At 35.7% G+C, this 17311-nt stretch carries 14 protein-coding genes; 5 read left to right on the forward strand and 9 right to left on the reverse strand.

From position 1 onward, the window contains the following. Positions 1–6: 6 nt before the first annotated feature. A complete protein-coding gene (locus M1V25_RS05425) occupies positions 7–2313 on the reverse strand; it encodes an acyl-CoA dehydrogenase (protein ID WP_116964479.1) in 2307 nt (768 codons plus the stop codon). Positions 2314–2640: 327 nt separating this feature from the next. Here M1V25_RS05425 and M1V25_RS05430 point away from each other — a divergent pair, with 327 nt between their 5' ends. Next, positions 2641–4332, forward strand: coding sequence for a long-chain-fatty-acid--CoA ligase (locus tag M1V25_RS05430; protein ID WP_116964480.1), 1692 nt, complete (start codon positions 2641–2643; stop codon positions 4330–4332). On the opposite strand, the gene glyS is transcribed toward M1V25_RS05430, so the two are convergent. Both glyS and M1V25_RS05440 read right to left on the reverse strand, forming a co-directional pair. Beyond that, positions 4329–6398, reverse strand: coding sequence for a glycine--tRNA ligase subunit beta (gene glyS / locus M1V25_RS05435; protein ID WP_116964481.1), 2070 nt, complete (start codon positions 6396–6398; stop codon positions 4329–4331). The two genes, M1V25_RS05430 and glyS, sit on opposite strands and share 4 nt — an antisense overlap. A 133-nt stretch (positions 6399–6531) precedes the next feature. Further along, positions 6532–8514 (reverse strand): leucine-rich repeat domain-containing protein, encoded by a 1983-nt coding sequence (locus M1V25_RS05440; RefSeq protein WP_498842666.1) that lies wholly within the window; start codon positions 8512–8514, stop codon positions 6532–6534. Positions 8515–8802: 288 nt separating this feature from the next. Between M1V25_RS05440 and M1V25_RS05445 the strand changes: the two genes are divergently transcribed. Next, positions 8803–9579 (forward strand): TatD family hydrolase, encoded by a 777-nt coding sequence (locus tag M1V25_RS05445; RefSeq protein ID WP_116963990.1) that lies wholly within the window; start codon positions 8803–8805, stop codon positions 9577–9579. Here the strand turns inward: M1V25_RS05445 and M1V25_RS05450 are convergent. Beyond that, positions 9560–10924 carry an L-serine ammonia-lyase gene (locus M1V25_RS05450; protein ID WP_116963991.1) on the reverse strand — a complete coding sequence of 455 codons (1365 nt, stop codon included), beginning with the start codon at positions 10922–10924 and terminating at the stop codon, positions 9560–9562. The genes M1V25_RS05445 and M1V25_RS05450 overlap by 20 nt on opposite strands. A 609-nt stretch (positions 10925–11533) precedes the next feature. Between M1V25_RS05450 and M1V25_RS05455 the strand changes: the two genes are divergently transcribed. Next, positions 11534–11980, forward strand: coding sequence for a hypothetical protein (locus tag M1V25_RS05455; RefSeq protein WP_498842667.1), 447 nt, complete (start codon positions 11534–11536; stop codon positions 11978–11980). Beyond that, complete coding sequence (locus M1V25_RS05460) at positions 11970–12422, forward strand: hypothetical protein (RefSeq protein WP_498842668.1); 453 nt, start codon at positions 11970–11972, stop codon at positions 12420–12422. The genes M1V25_RS05455 and M1V25_RS05460 overlap by 11 nt, the downstream gene beginning before the upstream one ends. Positions 12423–12624: 202 nt before the next feature. On the opposite strand, the gene M1V25_RS05465 is transcribed toward M1V25_RS05460, so the two are convergent. Continuing rightward, positions 12625–13359: a ribonuclease T2 family protein gene (locus M1V25_RS05465; protein ID WP_498842669.1), complete on the reverse strand. Its 735-nt coding sequence runs from the start codon at positions 13357–13359 to the stop codon at positions 12625–12627. Between the two features lie 101 nt (positions 13360–13460). Next, positions 13461–14147, reverse strand: coding sequence for a metal-independent carbonic anhydrase family protein (locus M1V25_RS05470; RefSeq protein WP_116963995.1), 687 nt, complete (start codon positions 14145–14147; stop codon positions 13461–13463). Positions 14148–14609: 462 nt separating this feature from the next. On the opposite strand from M1V25_RS05470, the gene M1V25_RS05475 reads away from it, so the two are divergent. Next, positions 14610–14789, forward strand: coding sequence for an IS66 family transposase (locus tag M1V25_RS05475; RefSeq protein ID WP_498842677.1), 180 nt, complete (start codon positions 14610–14612; stop codon positions 14787–14789). Here the strand turns inward: M1V25_RS05475 and M1V25_RS05480 are convergent, their stop codons facing one another. From M1V25_RS05480 to M1V25_RS05490, 3 genes are read right to left on the reverse strand one after another with little or no spacing between them, the layout of a single operon-like run. Then, positions 14790–15947, reverse strand: coding sequence for a polymorphic toxin-type HINT domain-containing protein (locus M1V25_RS05480; protein WP_116963997.1), 1158 nt, complete (start codon positions 15945–15947; stop codon positions 14790–14792). A gap of 6 nt (positions 15948–15953) precedes the next feature. Continuing rightward, positions 15954–16085, reverse strand: coding sequence for a hypothetical protein (locus M1V25_RS05485; protein ID WP_275667770.1), 132 nt, complete (start codon positions 16083–16085; stop codon positions 15954–15956). 44 nt (positions 16086–16129) lie between these two features. Then, complete coding sequence (locus M1V25_RS05490; protein ID WP_498842670.1) at positions 16130–17305, reverse strand: polymorphic toxin-type HINT domain-containing protein; 1176 nt, start codon at positions 17303–17305, stop codon at positions 16130–16132. Positions 17306–17311: the final 6 nt, after the last annotated feature.

A 17311-nucleotide genomic window follows, 5' to 3' on the forward strand; every position in this document is an offset into this window, starting at 1 on the left:
CTGTAATTACGCATCTGCATACGCTTTTTTAGTTGATTTGGCTTCATCCTTTGATTTATACCTTGCTTCATACGCTTGTTGCCACTCTGGGTGGGCATTTTTAGGTCCTAAAGCATAAGGTGCAAATTCATCTGTTTGAATTACATCATTAACGCGCTTTATAACATCTTTAAGTAACACAACTTCTTCATCATTAATCACATTATGTTGTTTAGCTTTTTCAATTAAGCTCATCCATGAGTTTTTCGGTAAAGTGCCTGATTTTATCGCATCTTTAATCTTCTTTTGCACAGGCATGGCTTGAAGAACTGCTTGATAAGCAAGCTCCATACGCCCAACGGGATCTTTATCATCTTTTGGCACAAAGCACATATCCTTCATGCGCTTACGCGTATTTTCATCTTTTAGCAATGCCTGAGCAAGTTTATGATCAAGTTTATCATTTGGCTTTTTATAAGGCTTACCATATGGAAATGCAATAAAACGTAACGCACTACCTAAAGCTTTATTTGGGAAATTGCTCAAGGTTTCAATAAGCGCATTTTGTGCTTCGTATAAACAATGCTGCAAGCTCCAACTAACAAAAACATCATCAGCTTTCTGCTCCCCATTATCTTTATAATATTTTAAAACCGCACACCCCATATACAAATAACTCATCACATCACCAAGACGTGCTGATAAACGTTCTTTACGCTTTAACTCACCACCTAATGTGATCAAAGCAACGTCATTAATAAAGGCATAAGCTGAGCTTAACCTGGTAATACGCTTGTAATAAAGATTAAATTTAGAGTCGTATCCTTTAGCAGTTATCCCACAACTTAACCCATACCAAAAAGTTCGTAGCTTATTCTTAGTCAAATAACCAATGTGTTTTTTCATCAATCGTGAAAAAGTTTCATAGCCCTTTTTTTCATCTTGATTCATTAAACTCTCAGATTCATCACGCACGTAAGGGTGACAACGCATTGCACCTTGTCCAAATATCATTAAGTTACGTGTCATGATGTTTGCACCTTCAACGGTAATACCAACAGGTGTAGCCTGATAACCTCGTGCTAAATAATTATTGGGTCCCATAATAATGGCACGTCCTGCGTGGATATCCATAGCATGATTTAAAACATTACGTCCAATTTCAGTTAAGTGGTATTTAGAGATTGCTGATGCAACAGAAGGCTTCACATTCGCATCTACAGCCGCAACGGTAAATTGCCTTGTTGCATTGGCAATATAGGCAAGCCCTCCCATTTGCGCTAGTTTCTCTTCTACACCTTCAAAGTAACCAATAGGTGATTTAAATTGCTCGCGTACCATACTGTAAGCTGAGGTCATAACCGTTGATAAAAGTGCATTGGCTGTGCCACAAGCAGGTAGAGAAATCGCTCGCCCAATGGATAAGCACTCCACTAACATTCGCCAGCCTTCGCCAGCCATTTTCTGCCCACCAATGATCCAATCAATCGGAATAAATAAATTTTTACTTCGAATCGTGCCATTCATAAATGCCTGTGACAAAGGATACGCCCGATTACCAATTTCAAGACCTGGGTGATCATGTGGCAAAAGCGCGCAGGTAATTCCTTCTCTACCAACATCTGCTAATAATTTATCCGGATCATACAGTTGAAATGCAAGCCCCACTACTGTTGCAATCGGCGCCAAGGTAATATAACGTTTATTAATGTTTTCTAATTGAATGCCCAATACTTCACGACCATTATAATTAGCTTTACATACCACTCCTTTATCTGGAAGTGAAGTAGCATCAGAGCCTGCTGTGGGTCCAGTTAATGCAAAACAAGGAATATCAATTCCTTTAGCAAGTTTGGGCAAAAACATTTGTTTTTGTTCATCAGTCCCATAATGATGTAAAAGCTCACCTGGACCCAAAGAATTGGGCACCATCACTGTCACTGCAGCTGAAACACTCTTTGTAGCAATCCTCATCACAATTTCTGAATGCGCTGCTGCTGAGAACCCTTTTCCTCCATACTCTTTACGAATAACAAGACCAAAAAAGCCATTCCTTCGCAAGTAATCCCAAACTTCAACTGGTAAGTCTCGATCTATATGAGTGATCTTCCAATCATCAAGCATGGCACAAAGTGCATTTGTTTCTTTGTCTAAAAATGCTCGCTCTTCCTCATTTAACTCAAACTTTTTTGCACTATGTAATTTTTCAAAATCAGGTCTCCCCTGAAAAACTTCTTTTTCATACCAACAATCTCCGGCATCAAGTGCAACTTGTTCTGTTGCTGAAATCGGTGGCATGGACTTTTTGCTTGATTTATAAATTTTTTTTATCATGAGCATACTTCCTTATCTTAAGTTTTTAAATTTTAAATTAAGCACTGGCAAAACCCTTTCACTTCCTCGTACAAGACTTAATTAAAACCCCATACTAGCTATACGCACATTGACTGGAGTATTATCCATTTAAATACCCAAGCAATATAACAGCGATTTTGTAAAAAATTAAGCACCAGCAGCTAAAATATTATGAAAAATCATAAATTTACATTGCAAGGCAGCATATTCAAACGAAAGCACAGTGAATTTATTTACAACCAGCTAATGCTATGTCTAAAATATCAACTTCTTAGTTTGTTATTAATGGAAAGGAGAAATTAATATATGTCAGATAAGTCATGGATTAAAAATTACCCTAATAACGTTCCTACTGAAATCCCACCTTCGACTGAAACGTTAAATTCAATGCTAAAAAAAGTCGTACAAAAATATCCTCAAAACATCGCCTTATCATGTCATGACCATGATTTAAGTTTTAAACAAATCGATGATTATGCCAATCGTTTTGCTGCATTCTTATATCATGAACTTGGATTTAAAAAAGGCGATAAAATTGCGATTATGTTGCCAAACTTACTCCAATTTCCCGTAGTATTGTTTGGTATTTTAAAAATTGGTGGCATTTTCGTAAACATTAACCCACTTTATACTGCCCATGAAGTCAAGGAAATTATGGAAGACTCTGGCGCTCAGGGAATTATCGTACTTAGTACATTTGCACATTTAGCACAAGAAGCAAAAAAATATTTACCTCAATTAAAACACATGATTGTGACTGACTTAGTCGATCTTTACTCCTTCCCCAAAAAACAAATCATTCATTTTATTGCAACTTACATTAAAGGCATGAAATGTCATTATGATAAAACGCAATTTCATACTTTAAGCTCAGCTTTGAATTACTCTAAAACATTTGATGAAATAAGTGTAAAAGTCTCTTGTGATGATATGGCTTGTCTTCAATACTCAAGTGGTACAACAGGCAAACCAAAAGGTACTATTTTATTACACAAAAATATTGTTGCTAATATCGATCAAGTATGGAGCTGGATTGGCAGCTCAGTCGAATTAGATAAACAAGTAATTATTGGTGCACTACCGCTTTATCATATTTTTGCACTTACAGCCAACTTATTTACCTTCTACCTAGCGGGATCAAAACAAGTACTTATCCCTAATCCACGCGATATTAAGTCACTTGTTAAAACTATGCAAAAAACGCCTTTTACGATTTTTAATAGTATCAATACACTATACGCCGCACTTTTACACAATGATGCCTTCCGTCAATCTACTTTTCCACATTTTCGCTATACGTTAAGTGGCGGCATGTCAACGATTAAGCGGGTAGCAGATGATTGGAAAGCAGTAACTGGAGTTACCATAAAAGAAGCCTATGGCTTGTCAGAAATGTCACCAGCTGTGACTATTAACCTTTTTGACAATGATGATGAATTCAACGGCACAGTTGGTTACCCTTTACCTAGTACAGACGTTTCTATTAAAGATGATAACGGTAATGAGTTAGCTACAAATGAAAATGGTGAAATATGGGTTAAAGGTCCTCAACAATCGCCAGGATTTTGGCATTTAGATGCAATCACTAAAGAGCATTTTACAGATGATGGTTGGCTTAAAACAGGTGATATTGGCTATTTAGATGAAATGGGACGCTTAACAATATCGGGACGTTCTAAAGATATGCTGATTGTTTCTGGCTTTAACGTTTTTCCTAAAGAAATTGAAAACACCATTCTAACTATCCCTGAAGTTAAAGAAGTAGCTGTTGTTGGAGCCCCTTCACATTCCAGTGGCGAAAAACCTTTTGCTTTTGTCGTGTTGGAAACAGGCAAATCTATCACTGCCAAAGAAATCACTGAGTTTTGTTATACCCAATTAGCACATTACAAAACGCCAAAAGATATTATGTTTTTACCAGAGCTCCCTAAAAACACCGTTGGAAAAGTGATGAAACAAGAGCTAAAAGAAAAATATATTCTTAATGTAAAAAACTAAAGCACGCTTAAGTCCGCAACCTTCCTAAACATCGCATGCAACCTTTGTAATAGCGCAATGCGATTGTTTTTTAACGACTCATCTTTGTCCATTACCATCACATGCTCAAAAAACAAAGCAAGTGACTCATCTAAAGCAGATAAAGCAATCAGGCTATCGTAGTAAGCTTGCTTGAAAATTGCTTTATTAAGCTTATCTTCCACCGATAAAAGCCCTTGGAACAATACTTTCTCTTGAGTCTCGATAAATAAATTTTCATTGATGTTCAGCTGAGTTTTGATGTTGTTTTTTTCTAATATGTTAACCACACGCTTATTGCTTTGTGCCAACCGTTCGCACACTGGGTGCATTTTGAAACTTATCAGTGCTTGAATACGTGCATCGAAATCCGCAATATTACTATACTCAACAGCAAGGACAGACTCAAAGATTTCACTTGTAACACCCTCGTCTTTATAAATCACTTTTAAGCGATCAACAAAAAACTGCAACAGTAAGTTTTCTAAATCATTTTGTGTATTCAGTTTAGGGTTGAACGTTGCAATCGAAAGTTTAATCAAGCTTAAAAGCGAAATTGATAATTGATGTTCCTTTAATATACGAAGTACTCCAATTGCTGCTCGTCTTAATGCAAACGGATCTTTATCCCCTGTCGGTTTTTGACCTATACCAAAGATGCCCACTAAAGTATCGAGTTTTTCGGCCAATGCCACAGCTTGAGCGACTTTATTTTCTGGCAGTTTGTCTCCTGCATATTTTGGCCAGTATTGTTGCTCTATAGCCTGACATACATCATTGTGTTCACCATGAGCATTTGCATAATACTTACCAATCACACCTTGTAGATTAGTAAACTCATAAACCATGTCGGTCATTAAATCTGCCTTACTTAACATACCTGCACGCTTAGCAAGTAAAGCATCTGCTCCAATAAGCTTGGCTATTTCATAAGCTAAATTTGATATGCGTAGCGTACGATCATAAACCGAACCTAACTGTTGTTGAAAAGTCACGACTTTAAGCTTTTCAACATATGACTCAAGAGGTCTTTTAACGTCAGTATCATAAAAAAATGCTGCATCAGATAAGCGTGCAGCCATAACTTTATTATTGCCTTTAATAACTGTTTGAGGATGACTGCTATCGATATTGCTTATTGTAATAAAATGATTAAGTAACTTACCATTTTGATCAACGATCGCAAAACACTTTTGATGTTCTTCCATTGCTGAAATCAGTGCTTCTTGTGGCACACGTAAAAAGTGCATATCAAAATCACAGCAAAGCGCATGTGGCCATTCAACAATTGCAGTCACTTCCTCAATTAAATCATCATTCAATACAGCTTTGGCATTGAGTCTGTTAGCAATTGTATGTGCTTGCTCAATAATTTTTGCTTTGCGCTTTTGCCAATCGACTAAGACATAAGCTTGCTTGAGCAACTCAACGTATGCTGTTGCATGTGTAATTACCAATGCTTGTGGGTTATGAAACCTATGTCCATAACTTATATTTGCTGTTTTACAACCATAAAATTGAGCAGGAATCACTTCATTTCCAAGCATTAAAACTGCCCAATGAACAGGACGCACAAATTGATGACTCTCATTCCCCCAACGCATGGTTTTAGGAATAGGTAGCTTTTTTAACGCATCTTCAATGATACCTGGAAGCAGATCTTGTATTTTACTGCCAAGTTGTTTGACTTGATAAAAAAGCCGCTTGCCTTTTTTATGGTCAATCACGCTAAGCTCGTCAAATCTAACGCCACAAGCATCAGCAAAGCCTAACGCTGCCTGTGTGGGTTGTCCATTTTGATCATAGGCTTTATCGACAAATGGTCCTTCTTTATCGATTAGCTTATCTTTTTGTATAGCTTGTAAATCTTTGATGAGAAAGGCTAAGCGCCTAGGAGAAGCATAGAAGTTTTTTGCACTATACCCAATCTCAAGTTGATCCAATGCTTGACCAACATGGTTGACAAGTGTTTGCGCCATGCTCTTAAGTGACTTAGGAGGCAACTCTTCTGTGCCAAGTTCAAATAATAAATCAGCTTTATTTAACATACATTTTTATTTTAATTCCATCAATGGCTCGCTATTCTAGCGAGAATAGCAATTAAAAGCAGTAAAAACTATAGCGCTTTTACTGCCAAAATTTATCTCGCTCGCTTCAATATAGAATAGCTGTCACCTTAGATTATTTTTGACACTCTTGGTGATTTGGATCCCATATAATTTTATTATTATCAAAATTCTTAAAGGCATCATGAGCAAAATCATATGCTGACGAGGGTTCCTTATTACGACAAATAATCACAGACTGAAGTTTAGTAGGATGACCCTGATAAAAAGCTTCGCTACCAATCTTTATAACACTTTTGGGAATAACTACAGAAGATAACGGAACGAGCTCAAAAGCCTTATCCTCAATAGTTGTAACATTCTTAGGTATTTTAATTGAAGTGAATGTACTCTGCCAAAAAGCTCCATATTTAATACTTATAACACTATCAGGAATCTTAACTGAAGTTAGTTTTGTGTTAGAAAATAGATTGCTGCTGATAATTGTAATACCCTCAGGTAAGACAGCTGAAGTTAGCTGTGTACTATAGGAAAAAGCATGAAGTCCAATAGTTGTCACCCCATTAGGTATCACTACTGTGGATAGCTTATCGTTACTGGCAAAAGCTCTAATACCAATTGTTCTCACACCATCAGGGATCACAACAGAGGTTAGACCACCAGAAGGCCTTACTGGATAGTTATCAAAAGTAAAATTAGCAATTTCTGTTACACCATAGGGAATCACAACATCGGTTAGTGACCCTGTATAACTTGTTAGGACGTTATTATTATTAATAGTCATACCATTTGTATTGTGAACTTGGATAGAAGTATAGAAGCGCTCTACTGTGCCATTTTTATCTTTAACGTCTATTCTAATTTTATGTTCACCCAGCTTAGTATTTGCCGTTGGTTTAAGTTTTACTGTTATATAGTTTTGATTTTGAGCACTCTCAAGTGTGATCCCATCAGAATCGTTTTGAGTTTCATCCGTTACTGTAATCTCGGTATTATCAGAAAACTGGGTATACAGCTTAATCGTTGCTAGTTTATCAAGCTTGTTTACATCTACTGATCTGCCTTTTGTATTATCGATTGTGTCATAATAATAGACAACGTCTTTGTATACTACTTCGCCATTACTCTTAATCGTAAAATCAGCAATGTTGTTTGATGCTAATGAACGCATTGAAGAATCCTTAAAACTGATACTGCATGGCTCTTGATCAAGTAATGATTGACAGTTCACGCCAGTAAGTTCAGATTCACCTATTGTGAATGTAAGGTTCTCTAAATCACGTCCTGATACATTTTTGAATACGATTGATTTAGTGTCATCTTTATTCACAATAATCTTATTGTGCATAACAATTGCACTTGTGCTTTCGTCTACTGCACTGACTTTCTGTAATATAGGATCATCAATCTTAATATCGAACTTTAAAACCTGGTTACCGTTTTTATCAGTCACTTTATATTGAATATCTTCATTACCAACAGTTGCATCTTTTGAGTTAAGCGTTACATAACAACTTTTACCTGTTGCAAGTGTAATATTTGCACACGTATTATCCTCAATAAATGGCAAAGTATTATTATCTGCAATGGTTTGATCGACGACATTAACTGTATATCCAGTAAGATCAATATCGTGATCAGTGGTATTGGTTAAGTAAACTTTTTGCACTGAACCTTGCTTGAATACAAGGTTATCAAAACTTAAACCTTGAAGCTTTAATTCACCCGTACTTTTAAGTTCTTTATCTGTGGCTGTAGCAGAAATAACATAGGGAATCGTTATGTCTTGATCGTTTTTAAGTAATTCAATCGCATGTTGTTTTGGGGTGATTGAAATGGTACAAGCCCCAGTACTTCCTACAGCATCACAAGATGAGTGTGAAACATCAAAATACTCTGCATTTTCTAGAAACTCAAACTGAATATTTGAGGCAGAAACAGACCTGTTGGCCGCTATTCTAAGCCCATTATCCTCAACAACTTTAACAGTTAAATTTGCCTGATTACCCAATACCACACTGCCTTGAGAATCTACACTTAATTTTGCTGGAGTTGGTGTTGTTCCAGAAGAAGAGCTTCCTCCGCCGCCCCCCCGCAAGCAGTCAGTAATAATGCAAGACCTAGTGCGCTATATTTAAATGTTTTTGCCTGAGTGTGTTTCATACAATATTTTCCTCTCATACTTAATATGCCTTATTAATTCCCTTATATGTCCTATAATTTTGTGCAGGTTGCACGGGCGGCATTATAATATAAACATTTATCTACTTTCAAATACATTTTGATACTAATTAATTCTTCCTGCAAGAAGATAAATATTTAGGTAGTTTAATAACTACATACTTGTTACAATTTGTGATTATTCCACTTTAGTCAAAAAAATAACATGCTTACAGATAGCCATTGCCATTTAGACTTTACCTGTTTTGATCATATGCAAGATGATCTTATATCTAATTGCCTAGCTTCTGGCATTTCACATTTCATCAATCCTGCTGTACAGTTCCATAATTGGCACAAGGTGATTGCTTTAAGTGTTCATCATCCATTTATCACTCCAGCACTTGGTCTACACCCTTGTTTTTTACAAAATCATAGACCACATCATATTGATAAATTACACCACTGGATCACAATAAATAATATTAAGCTCATCGGTGAAATCGGCTTAGATAAACGCTTTTTAGATAATTTTGAAGGGCAGCAATTTTATTTTAAACAGCAGCTTTTAGTAGCCAAAACACTTAAGAAACCCATCATTATTCATAGTGCTAAGGCGCATAATGAAATCATTGAAACCTTAAAAGCTGATCATTTTATGTTTGGTGGGATTATTCACGCTTTTTCTGGAAGTTATAATATTGCTAAAACTTATTGTGATTTAGGCTTTAAACTTGGTATTGGCAGTATTTTGCATTACCCAAACAGCAAACTCAGTCAAGTCATTCGACGTATTGGTGCTAGCCATATTTTACTTGAAAGCGATTCACCTGATATGCCTTTACCTGATGCTGAAAATGCTATTAACACCCCACTTTCAATTTTAAAAACCTTTGATTTAGTCACCAACATTCTTCAACAAACACCTAAACGACTTAAAACCACTTTACAATCCAACCTAGACAATATAATAACACCTAAAACTAACACGCCGGTAAATTAACTGCCAACCCTCCTAACGATGTTTCTTTATATTTAGTTGACATATCTTTTCCAGTTTCTTTCATAGTTTGAATGACTTTATCTAAGCTTACGTGATGTTCTCCATCACCTAACAATGAAAGTTTTGCAGCATTTACCGCTTGCACAGCTCCCATTGCATTGCGCTCAATACAAGGAATTTGTACAAGCCCACCAATTGGATCACAAGTTAGTCCTAAATTATGCTCCATGCCCATTTCTGCTGCATTTTCGACTTGTAGCACCGTACCACCTAATAGTGCACAAAGACCTGCCGCTGCCATTGAACAAGCGACACCTACCTCTCCCTGACAACCCACTTCTGCTGCTGAAATAGAGGCACCTTTTTTAAACAAAATACCAACTGCTGCCGTTGTGAGTAAGTAATCAATAATGTCTTTTTTAGTCGTAAATGGGTAACTTAAAATATGATGTTTTAATACTGCGGGAATGATACCAGCAGCACCATTAGTTGGTGCAGTTACAACCTTGCCTCCAGCTGCATTTTCTTCATTCACAGCAATGGCAAACACATTAAGCCAATTTAAATCTTGAATATCCAGGCGACCACTCTCTAAACGCTTTTTCAACTTATATGCTCGACGCTTCACGGCTAGCCCTCCTGGTAGTTCTCCATCCGTAGCTAAACCTTTATCAATCGATTGATCCATAACTTGCCAAATTTTAAGTATACCTTCTTCTACTTCTACTTTTGGTCGTAATGAACACTCATTTGCCATCATCAATTCAGCAATATTCATATGATGCTTATGACATAATTCCAGTAATTGATGCGCAGTGGAAAATGGATAAGGGACTCGATGTGCATCCACTGGTGCGGGATCGCTTTGAGCTTGCATTTCATTTTCATCTAGAATAAACCCCCCACCCACTGAAAAATATTTACGTGTTACTAACACCTTACCTTTATCATCAAACAGCGTAAACAACATCCCATTGGCATGTTCTGGCAAAGCTTGATCATAGTGAAAGACAAAATCTTTTTCATAATCAAAGTTTATTTCTTTTTCATCCAACAATTTTATACGTTTATTTTTTAATATTTCAAAATAGTGCAAAGCTGCCTTATCAATATCAATAGTATGTGGTTCAAAACCTGCTGCTCCCAGTACACAAGCATAATCGGTTTTGTGTCCTTTACCAGTCAATGCCAATGAACCAAAAAGCTCAATACAAAAACGTGTTGTTTTCTCTAAATAAAGGTGATTTTTTTGTAAAAAACGAAAAGTCGCACGCATCGGTCCCACAGTATGAGATGAAGATGGACCAACACCAATTGAAAACAAATCAAAGATACTGATATTCATAAACTTTTATATTCCACATCATATACAGGTTTGCAAACGAGTTTACGATAAATCACCATCCGGCAGAAGTAAAATGATTTTCAACAAAGTTAGAACTACCTTATTAAAATTTAATACTGACATATTTATGCTGGTAGTAGATAAAGTAGATACATACTTGAATTTAATAAGCCAAGAGTGCTACGTTTAATCCAGCAGTTAGGTCTTTTCTTTATTCTCAGTACACTGATAACGATCGCAATTTAAAAGACGTCATTTCATTACGCAACGCATTATTTAATGCCGGAACAGCGATTGGTCCGCTTATTGGACTTTTGTTATTGAGCTTTAGCATTACGACACTAGGTTTAATAAGTATTATGATTTATACAACCGTTCTTTTTTTATTTTTTTGGTATAAAAGAGGAAATCAGGAAAAAAAGAGAAAATGTAAGTTTTTTAGGGAGTCTTTTCTCTTTTCTGAAAAATAAACAGGTCTACCCAATTATTCTTCTGCAAATGGGTTTTTCAGCGATTTATTCACATGTAGAGTATTTGCTGCCAATCTTTTTGCATAAAATTTCTGGCAGTTTCATGGTGTTGGTGGTCTTCACTGTAAATGCTACCCTCATGATCAGTTATCAGCTTTTCTGGAAAAGATATGCACATAACTTGAACTTTTATGTACTTTTTTCGTTTCAAGCATTGTTTTGTTTACTCATGGCTATGGCGATTAATGATACTTTAAGTCTTACAATAAAATATATTCTAGTACTGATAGGCATCATTGCATTTACAATTGCTGAAGTTGGAATGGTTAACAGGATTGATTACCTTATCACAAAAATCAATGCAAACAGCCTTGGCACATCATTTGGTTGGTTGTCTCTTTTCTCAGCAGGCTCGGTTGCAATTGCAAATTATATAAATTCAGTAATCGTTGAACAATTTGGTTTTCAGATAATGTGGTATTTAAACACAACGGTTACGCTAACTGGAATTCTAGGTTGCATGGTATTTCTAAAATTTGGCATAAGGTCAGAAAACGTTCTAGGAGGTGAGAAAAATGAAAGATAATGTTGTTGTCGTATCTAGAGCAGGTTTTGAGTTGATTACGCGAAACAACCAGTTGATAAACTCTCTTGTAGATTATAATTTATTCTGTTTTTATTCCATACGTTCACATAGTCTACCACCTTGCTCTTTAGTCAAGGAGCTTCATCTAATAGAACTGAGAGATAGCGAGAACTATCTACCTTCCATGATAAGTCTTCTTAATAATCGTTATCCTATCAGTCACTTGGTAAGTATATCCGAGCAAGATCTATTACCAGCTGCCCATGCTCGAGACAAACTTCGACTGCCTGGCTTAACTGTAGAGCAGGCAATGTATTTTCGAGATAAATTAATCATGAAAGCTGAAAAGGACCCGCAATTATACAGGATGGTGTTTGCAGACTACGCATACTCCTTTGTTGAGAGAAGATTTAACAATCGCTTTACCGACATGGGTGGTTAAGTATGACAATCAAGCTAGGGTTAATGCAGCCACATCCTCTGTTGACGGGGCATCTAAACTCTTAGTAGAGGGTGAAAATTATGATGAGTTGCTAGCACGATTGAAATGGCGCGTATGAAATGAAACGCACGACACTAAACTAAATACTCCAAAAAACTCAAACCGATACAGATACAAGACATAGCGTTAAATATTTAAATTTCTAAATTAGAGTGTGGGGTATAATAACTTTATCTGGGCATTCTTCACCTATTTGAGTATTTGTTTCTGCAAACGTTTCTCCTTTTCTGTCTATAAAAAAATGAACTTCATAAAGATAACTCCTGTTATCAAATTGAGCACACCGTAAACCTACACTTTGTGGAAGAAACGCGCGAATTTCAGCAATGTCAACTTCTTGATCATTAATTGGCAAAGATAAATTAAAAAAAGTAACCAATTTGTAAAGATAAGGAAATATCTTTTCTTTATACTTTAATGCCTGCTCAAAGTATTCAATCTGTGTAAGTCCAGAACACGTACCGTGCTTTTCCCATTCTTTGCTAAATAATTGATCGTTGTTTGGATATAAAGAAAATAGATTTTCGTTGTTTTTGATCATTTTTAGTATTGTTGGATCGATGGCGCATTGCTCTAAAGCAGGGCACCCTTTTGACTTAAAACAATATGAAGGATGATAATTTCTAATGTGAGTATCGCTTTTTATATGGTAAGGTGTTGCATAATAGGGCCATATCCCATGAACTTTGAATTCATTCTTGCAATTACAGCTAAATGATCTATAAAGTTTACAAAATGTTGGCTGCCATGTGACAGCGTAGACATTAAAATCAAATAATCCGCTAGGCGCGTTTTTTACGCTGACTTCCCAAGAATCGTCAGCAAATATAGGGGATGAGATACTAAAAAATAATAAAAGGAGTACACGCTTAAACATGGGAATTGTTCCTAAAGGTGTGAATTTCACTATAATATCAGTACCCGGAGTTGGGCAAAAAGTCAATGACTAAAGTCAATTACTATTGTATTGTTAATTTTTTAACTGCCATATGGAACAGATGAATGGTGAAGCACAATTTTTAATTGCCCACTTGGATCTTTGACATAAGCAAATGTATACTCCACCGTCGTAGTTTTACTCTTTGTATCAGTAAAGTCATAGGTTCCCATTGCAATTGCCATATCGCCATGGAAATACATTTCACTATTATGGAACTCTACTTTTGTCCATGGTTCCAAAGCAAAACCTTTATCTTCTTTAAATTTTGCATTATTACCAACAAAATATGACAAGGCAGATTCTTTGGTTTTTCTAAAAAGTGATTCTCTTGCTTTAGTTGGCTTGAACATTACCACACCGTTTTCATAATTATAGGCGTATAGTTTATTAATTATATTTTTGGCAACTTGTTGATAATCTCCTTTATCGAGATAGGCTTTACCTATCGCAACAATACCATTACCCCATGCTTGTTGTGCATCTTCAACCTCAGAGACTGTAATTGAACTTAATGTCTTTAATTGAGATGAACATTTTTCTGACGAATTAAGTACAACTTTTGGAGCAACTTGTTCTAATGAAGCATTAGGTTGACTCTGGCTTGGTATTGAGTACGCTTTTTGCACCATCCCGAACGTTATAACCATGCAAGCTGTCAATCCAGCGTGCATCATATAGGTTTTCAAATCAAGAACTCTTGATTTTATTGTTTGTTGATCATTCATTTGACTTCACTCCTTAACGTAATACGATCAAATTGACATGTCCGTCACAAACTATTTTACTATTATCCATAAACAGGTCTCAACAAGACAATCAAAAGTAAAGCAATAAGTTGCTATATTTGCAAAGCTTAATTTAGTCGTCCCTGCTATAGTAACCTCAGCAAATATGCTATATCTAAATCTCAGGAATAAAATTAAAGTTTTCATACATAATACTTACTCTATCGGGTAAAGTTAGTTTATCAACCATTTCTGTTGCAAATGCCATAGGGGCTAGGCAAGAATCAAGTCGTTTTTTGACGATGATTTGCCTGAAATTTCAGCAAGTTTAAGCTCAAGGATTAACGACAATTTTCACATCCCAAACTCGGTAAAATGATTTACGATGGGTATATTGTTCAAGCTAAGTTTTGCCATCACTTACCCCTGTATCGCCAGGAGCAAATCTGAAAACAGCTTGAAATTGACCTGCCACGCAACAGCATGTGTCACTGGCTTGCTGAGTTAGGCGAAAAAGTACAACCTGTTGTGGATGAAGTGTTTGAGCAGATGAAGCTTTTGCCATATATCCAAGCCGATGAGACAACCGTTGCTGTCGTGAGTGAAAGAACACAACCACAAAAATTCTCACATAATTGCTAATCAACAAATCCTATGACCAACATGTGTAGCGGGAGGTGTTTTATCTCCTATATAATCTATGACATTAAATCCTTTTGTACTCATTAAAGAATCATGCCGAATATAGTAATCTTTGTTCATAAAACTATATATTCGATCATACACACCATTTCCATGGTATAAAAACCTATTAAAATAACTTTCTGCACTTATATATGCCTCAGAAGCACTGTCCCCCATATTTATTGAGTTTGCTTTCTCAACAACATCTAAAAAATAATTCATTGCGTCATAATCAAATGAGCTAATTATTGCTTTATTACTAGATATTATTTTTCCTGTATAACCATTTTCAATCACTATATATTTACTCATTTCACGTTTAAATTTATTTTTATGATATGAATATTTACTTCCTTTTTCTGTAGTATAAGAAATTTTACCTATTGATTTTTGGTCTTCATAAGCTCTTTTATTTATAAAACGAGACTCATGAACTAAATCTCTTTTGTTATGCACAAGAACATCAAGATCGCCTACAAAATAAATATGCTCCCTATAAACTTCTAAATTGTAGACAATGATAGGTTCGCTACTTTTATTATAAGGTTTACCACAACTACTATTTTGACCAACTGGACAAACCAATTTAACTTGCTTGCCAGTTTGACTCAACAACTCATCACTTGCTAAGACTTTATCAATTTCAACAAATGCACCTTTATTCTTTATATAAAAAGGATGGTTTGGTGTCGCGTTGATTTGCTCAATGTTCCCTAAATCGTCTTTAAACGTATAAATCCTAACATCTTCTGCATAGCGTTTAAATAGACTGATTACGGGTCTTTTTCTATCTATTGACCAATCAATACCAGAAATATCTAATTTGATAAATTGAATTGCTGTTACTGTGACTTGTACATTTTCAACTCCAAATTCAGGAATAGACAAGTTAACATCACTTTCTATCTTATCAAGGCTGTTTGCTCTTAACCAGTCAATCGGACGCAGCATTTTAATCTCAGCAGGATACTCTTTACCATTAATAATATCTGAATACTTAAGCTCAACTTTCTGCCATGTTTTAGGCGTGATTGGCTCAAAATCGTAACTAGGCAAAGGCAAGTTTCTACCATAAGATATACTTAAGAAAGTTAAAGTAAAAAGAATAATCTTCATAGTTGATTATGCCGCCTTTAGATCATTTTCTTCGTTTTCATCAATTATCAAGACATCATTATTAGAATCATCTTCTTCTGCACTTTGAAGTGTATTATTATCACCTACTTCTTGATCAGTTTCATAACTAGTAATCACAAAATCCCCGAGATTGATATCTTGTGTCTCTTTATTTGCAAAACTCAGTGAGAATTGCTGTGACTCTTTAGTTTTTGTTTGTTAATAAATCTTTCAATAAAGTTACTTCCACCCAATTTTCCAAGATGCCTAATACGGTCGACAGTTATAGGCCCATATAACTGAATTTCTCCAGTTATATGGGCATCTAATGGAGCTCCCATACTTTTTAACTGCTCTAAAGAAAAATTGTCAAACCTTAGAAAAGAAAACCCTTTCATATTTATCTCATAAACGTTAATAGCCGCTTTTGGCGCTAAAGCATTGGCATTCCCTGAAAAACCACGATATGCCCTCATAGCACCTTCATAACCACTGCCTTCAACTGCTGAAATAGCATTCATCAAAACATGATCTGGGTGTATGCTGCGTGGTTCATTTGCAAACACTTGAGTCTTAAAGCCCCCAGCTGAAGATATTTCCTCTATTGTTCTTGTATCAACTCTAATTGCCGTATTTAGATTTGATGACAATAACTTCCTTGCTGCAAGATCTTTTAATCTTAGGCAAGTATTATGTACTAAAAGTTGTTTGTGCCCAACAAAATAAACATGCTCATGGTACACCTCTAAATTATAAACCTCAATGGGCTCAAAATATTTATTATATCGCTGACCACAACTACTTTCTTGGCCAACTGGACAAACCAATTTAACTTGCTTGCCAGTTTGACTTACTAACTTATCACTAACTGAAATCTTATCAATTTCAACAAAATCAGCTTTGCTTTTTACATAAAATGGATGGTTAGGCGTTACATTAATTTTTTCAATATTGCCTTGCTCATCTTTAAAGCTGTATGTTCTAACATCTTCTGCATAACGCTTAAAAGTTGTTATAACTGGTCTTGAACTCTGCTTTTGCCAATCAATGTTTGAGGTGTCTATATTTGTAGCGTTTATTTCTGTTACATTTACTTCAACTGAATCAACCCCAAACTCTGGTAATGAAAATAAAGCTTTGTTACCCACCTCATCAATGCCATTTGCTTTTAACCACTCAATCGGACGTAGAAGTTTAATCTCAGCAGGATATTCTTTACCGTCAATTATATCGTTATAGTTTAGCGTCACTTGCTGCCACGTTTCTGGTGTGATTGATTCTAAATCATAGCTTGGTAAAGTTAAGTTTTTGCCATACGCTATACTTAAAAACGCTAAAATACTAATAATGATTTTCATAAAAAA

The sequence above is a fragment of the Candidatus Nebulibacter yamunensis genome (assembly GCF_024208055.1).
GTDB lineage: Bacteria > Pseudomonadota > Gammaproteobacteria > Francisellales > Francisellaceae > Caedibacter > Caedibacter lacustris.

Excerpts from the sequence above, each read along its gene's own strand:
- M1V25_RS05425 (WP_116964479.1), bottom strand. The coding sequence starts at position 2,313 with ATGATAAAAAAAATTTATAAATCAAGCAAAAAGTCCATGCCACCGATT.
- M1V25_RS05430 (WP_116964480.1), top strand. The coding sequence starts at position 2,641 with ATGTCAGATAAGTCATGGATTAAAAATTACCCTAATAACGTTCCTACT.
- glyS (WP_116964481.1), bottom strand. The coding sequence starts at position 6,398 with ATGTTAAATAAAGCTGATTTATTATTTGAACTTGGCACAGAAGAGTTG.
- M1V25_RS05445 (WP_116963990.1), top strand. The coding sequence starts at position 8,803 with ATGCTTACAGATAGCCATTGCCATTTAGACTTTACCTGTTTTGATCAT.
- M1V25_RS05450 (WP_116963991.1), bottom strand. The coding sequence starts at position 10,924 with ATGAATATCAGTATCTTTGATTTGTTTTCAATTGGTGTTGGTCCATCT.
- M1V25_RS05455 (WP_498842667.1), top strand. The coding sequence starts at position 11,534 with ATGATCAGTTATCAGCTTTTCTGGAAAAGATATGCACATAACTTGAAC.
- M1V25_RS05460 (WP_498842668.1), top strand. The coding sequence starts at position 11,970 with ATGAAAGATAATGTTGTTGTCGTATCTAGAGCAGGTTTTGAGTTGATT.
- M1V25_RS05465 (WP_498842669.1), bottom strand. The coding sequence starts at position 13,359 with ATGTTTAAGCGTGTACTCCTTTTATTATTTTTTAGTATCTCATCCCCT.
- M1V25_RS05470 (WP_116963995.1), bottom strand. The coding sequence starts at position 14,147 with ATGAATGATCAACAAACAATAAAATCAAGAGTTCTTGATTTGAAAACC.
- M1V25_RS05480 (WP_116963997.1), bottom strand. The coding sequence starts at position 15,947 with ATGAAGATTATTCTTTTTACTTTAACTTTCTTAAGTATATCTTATGGT.
- M1V25_RS05490 (WP_498842670.1), bottom strand. The coding sequence starts at position 17,305 with ATGAAAATCATTATTAGTATTTTAGCGTTTTTAAGTATAGCGTATGGC.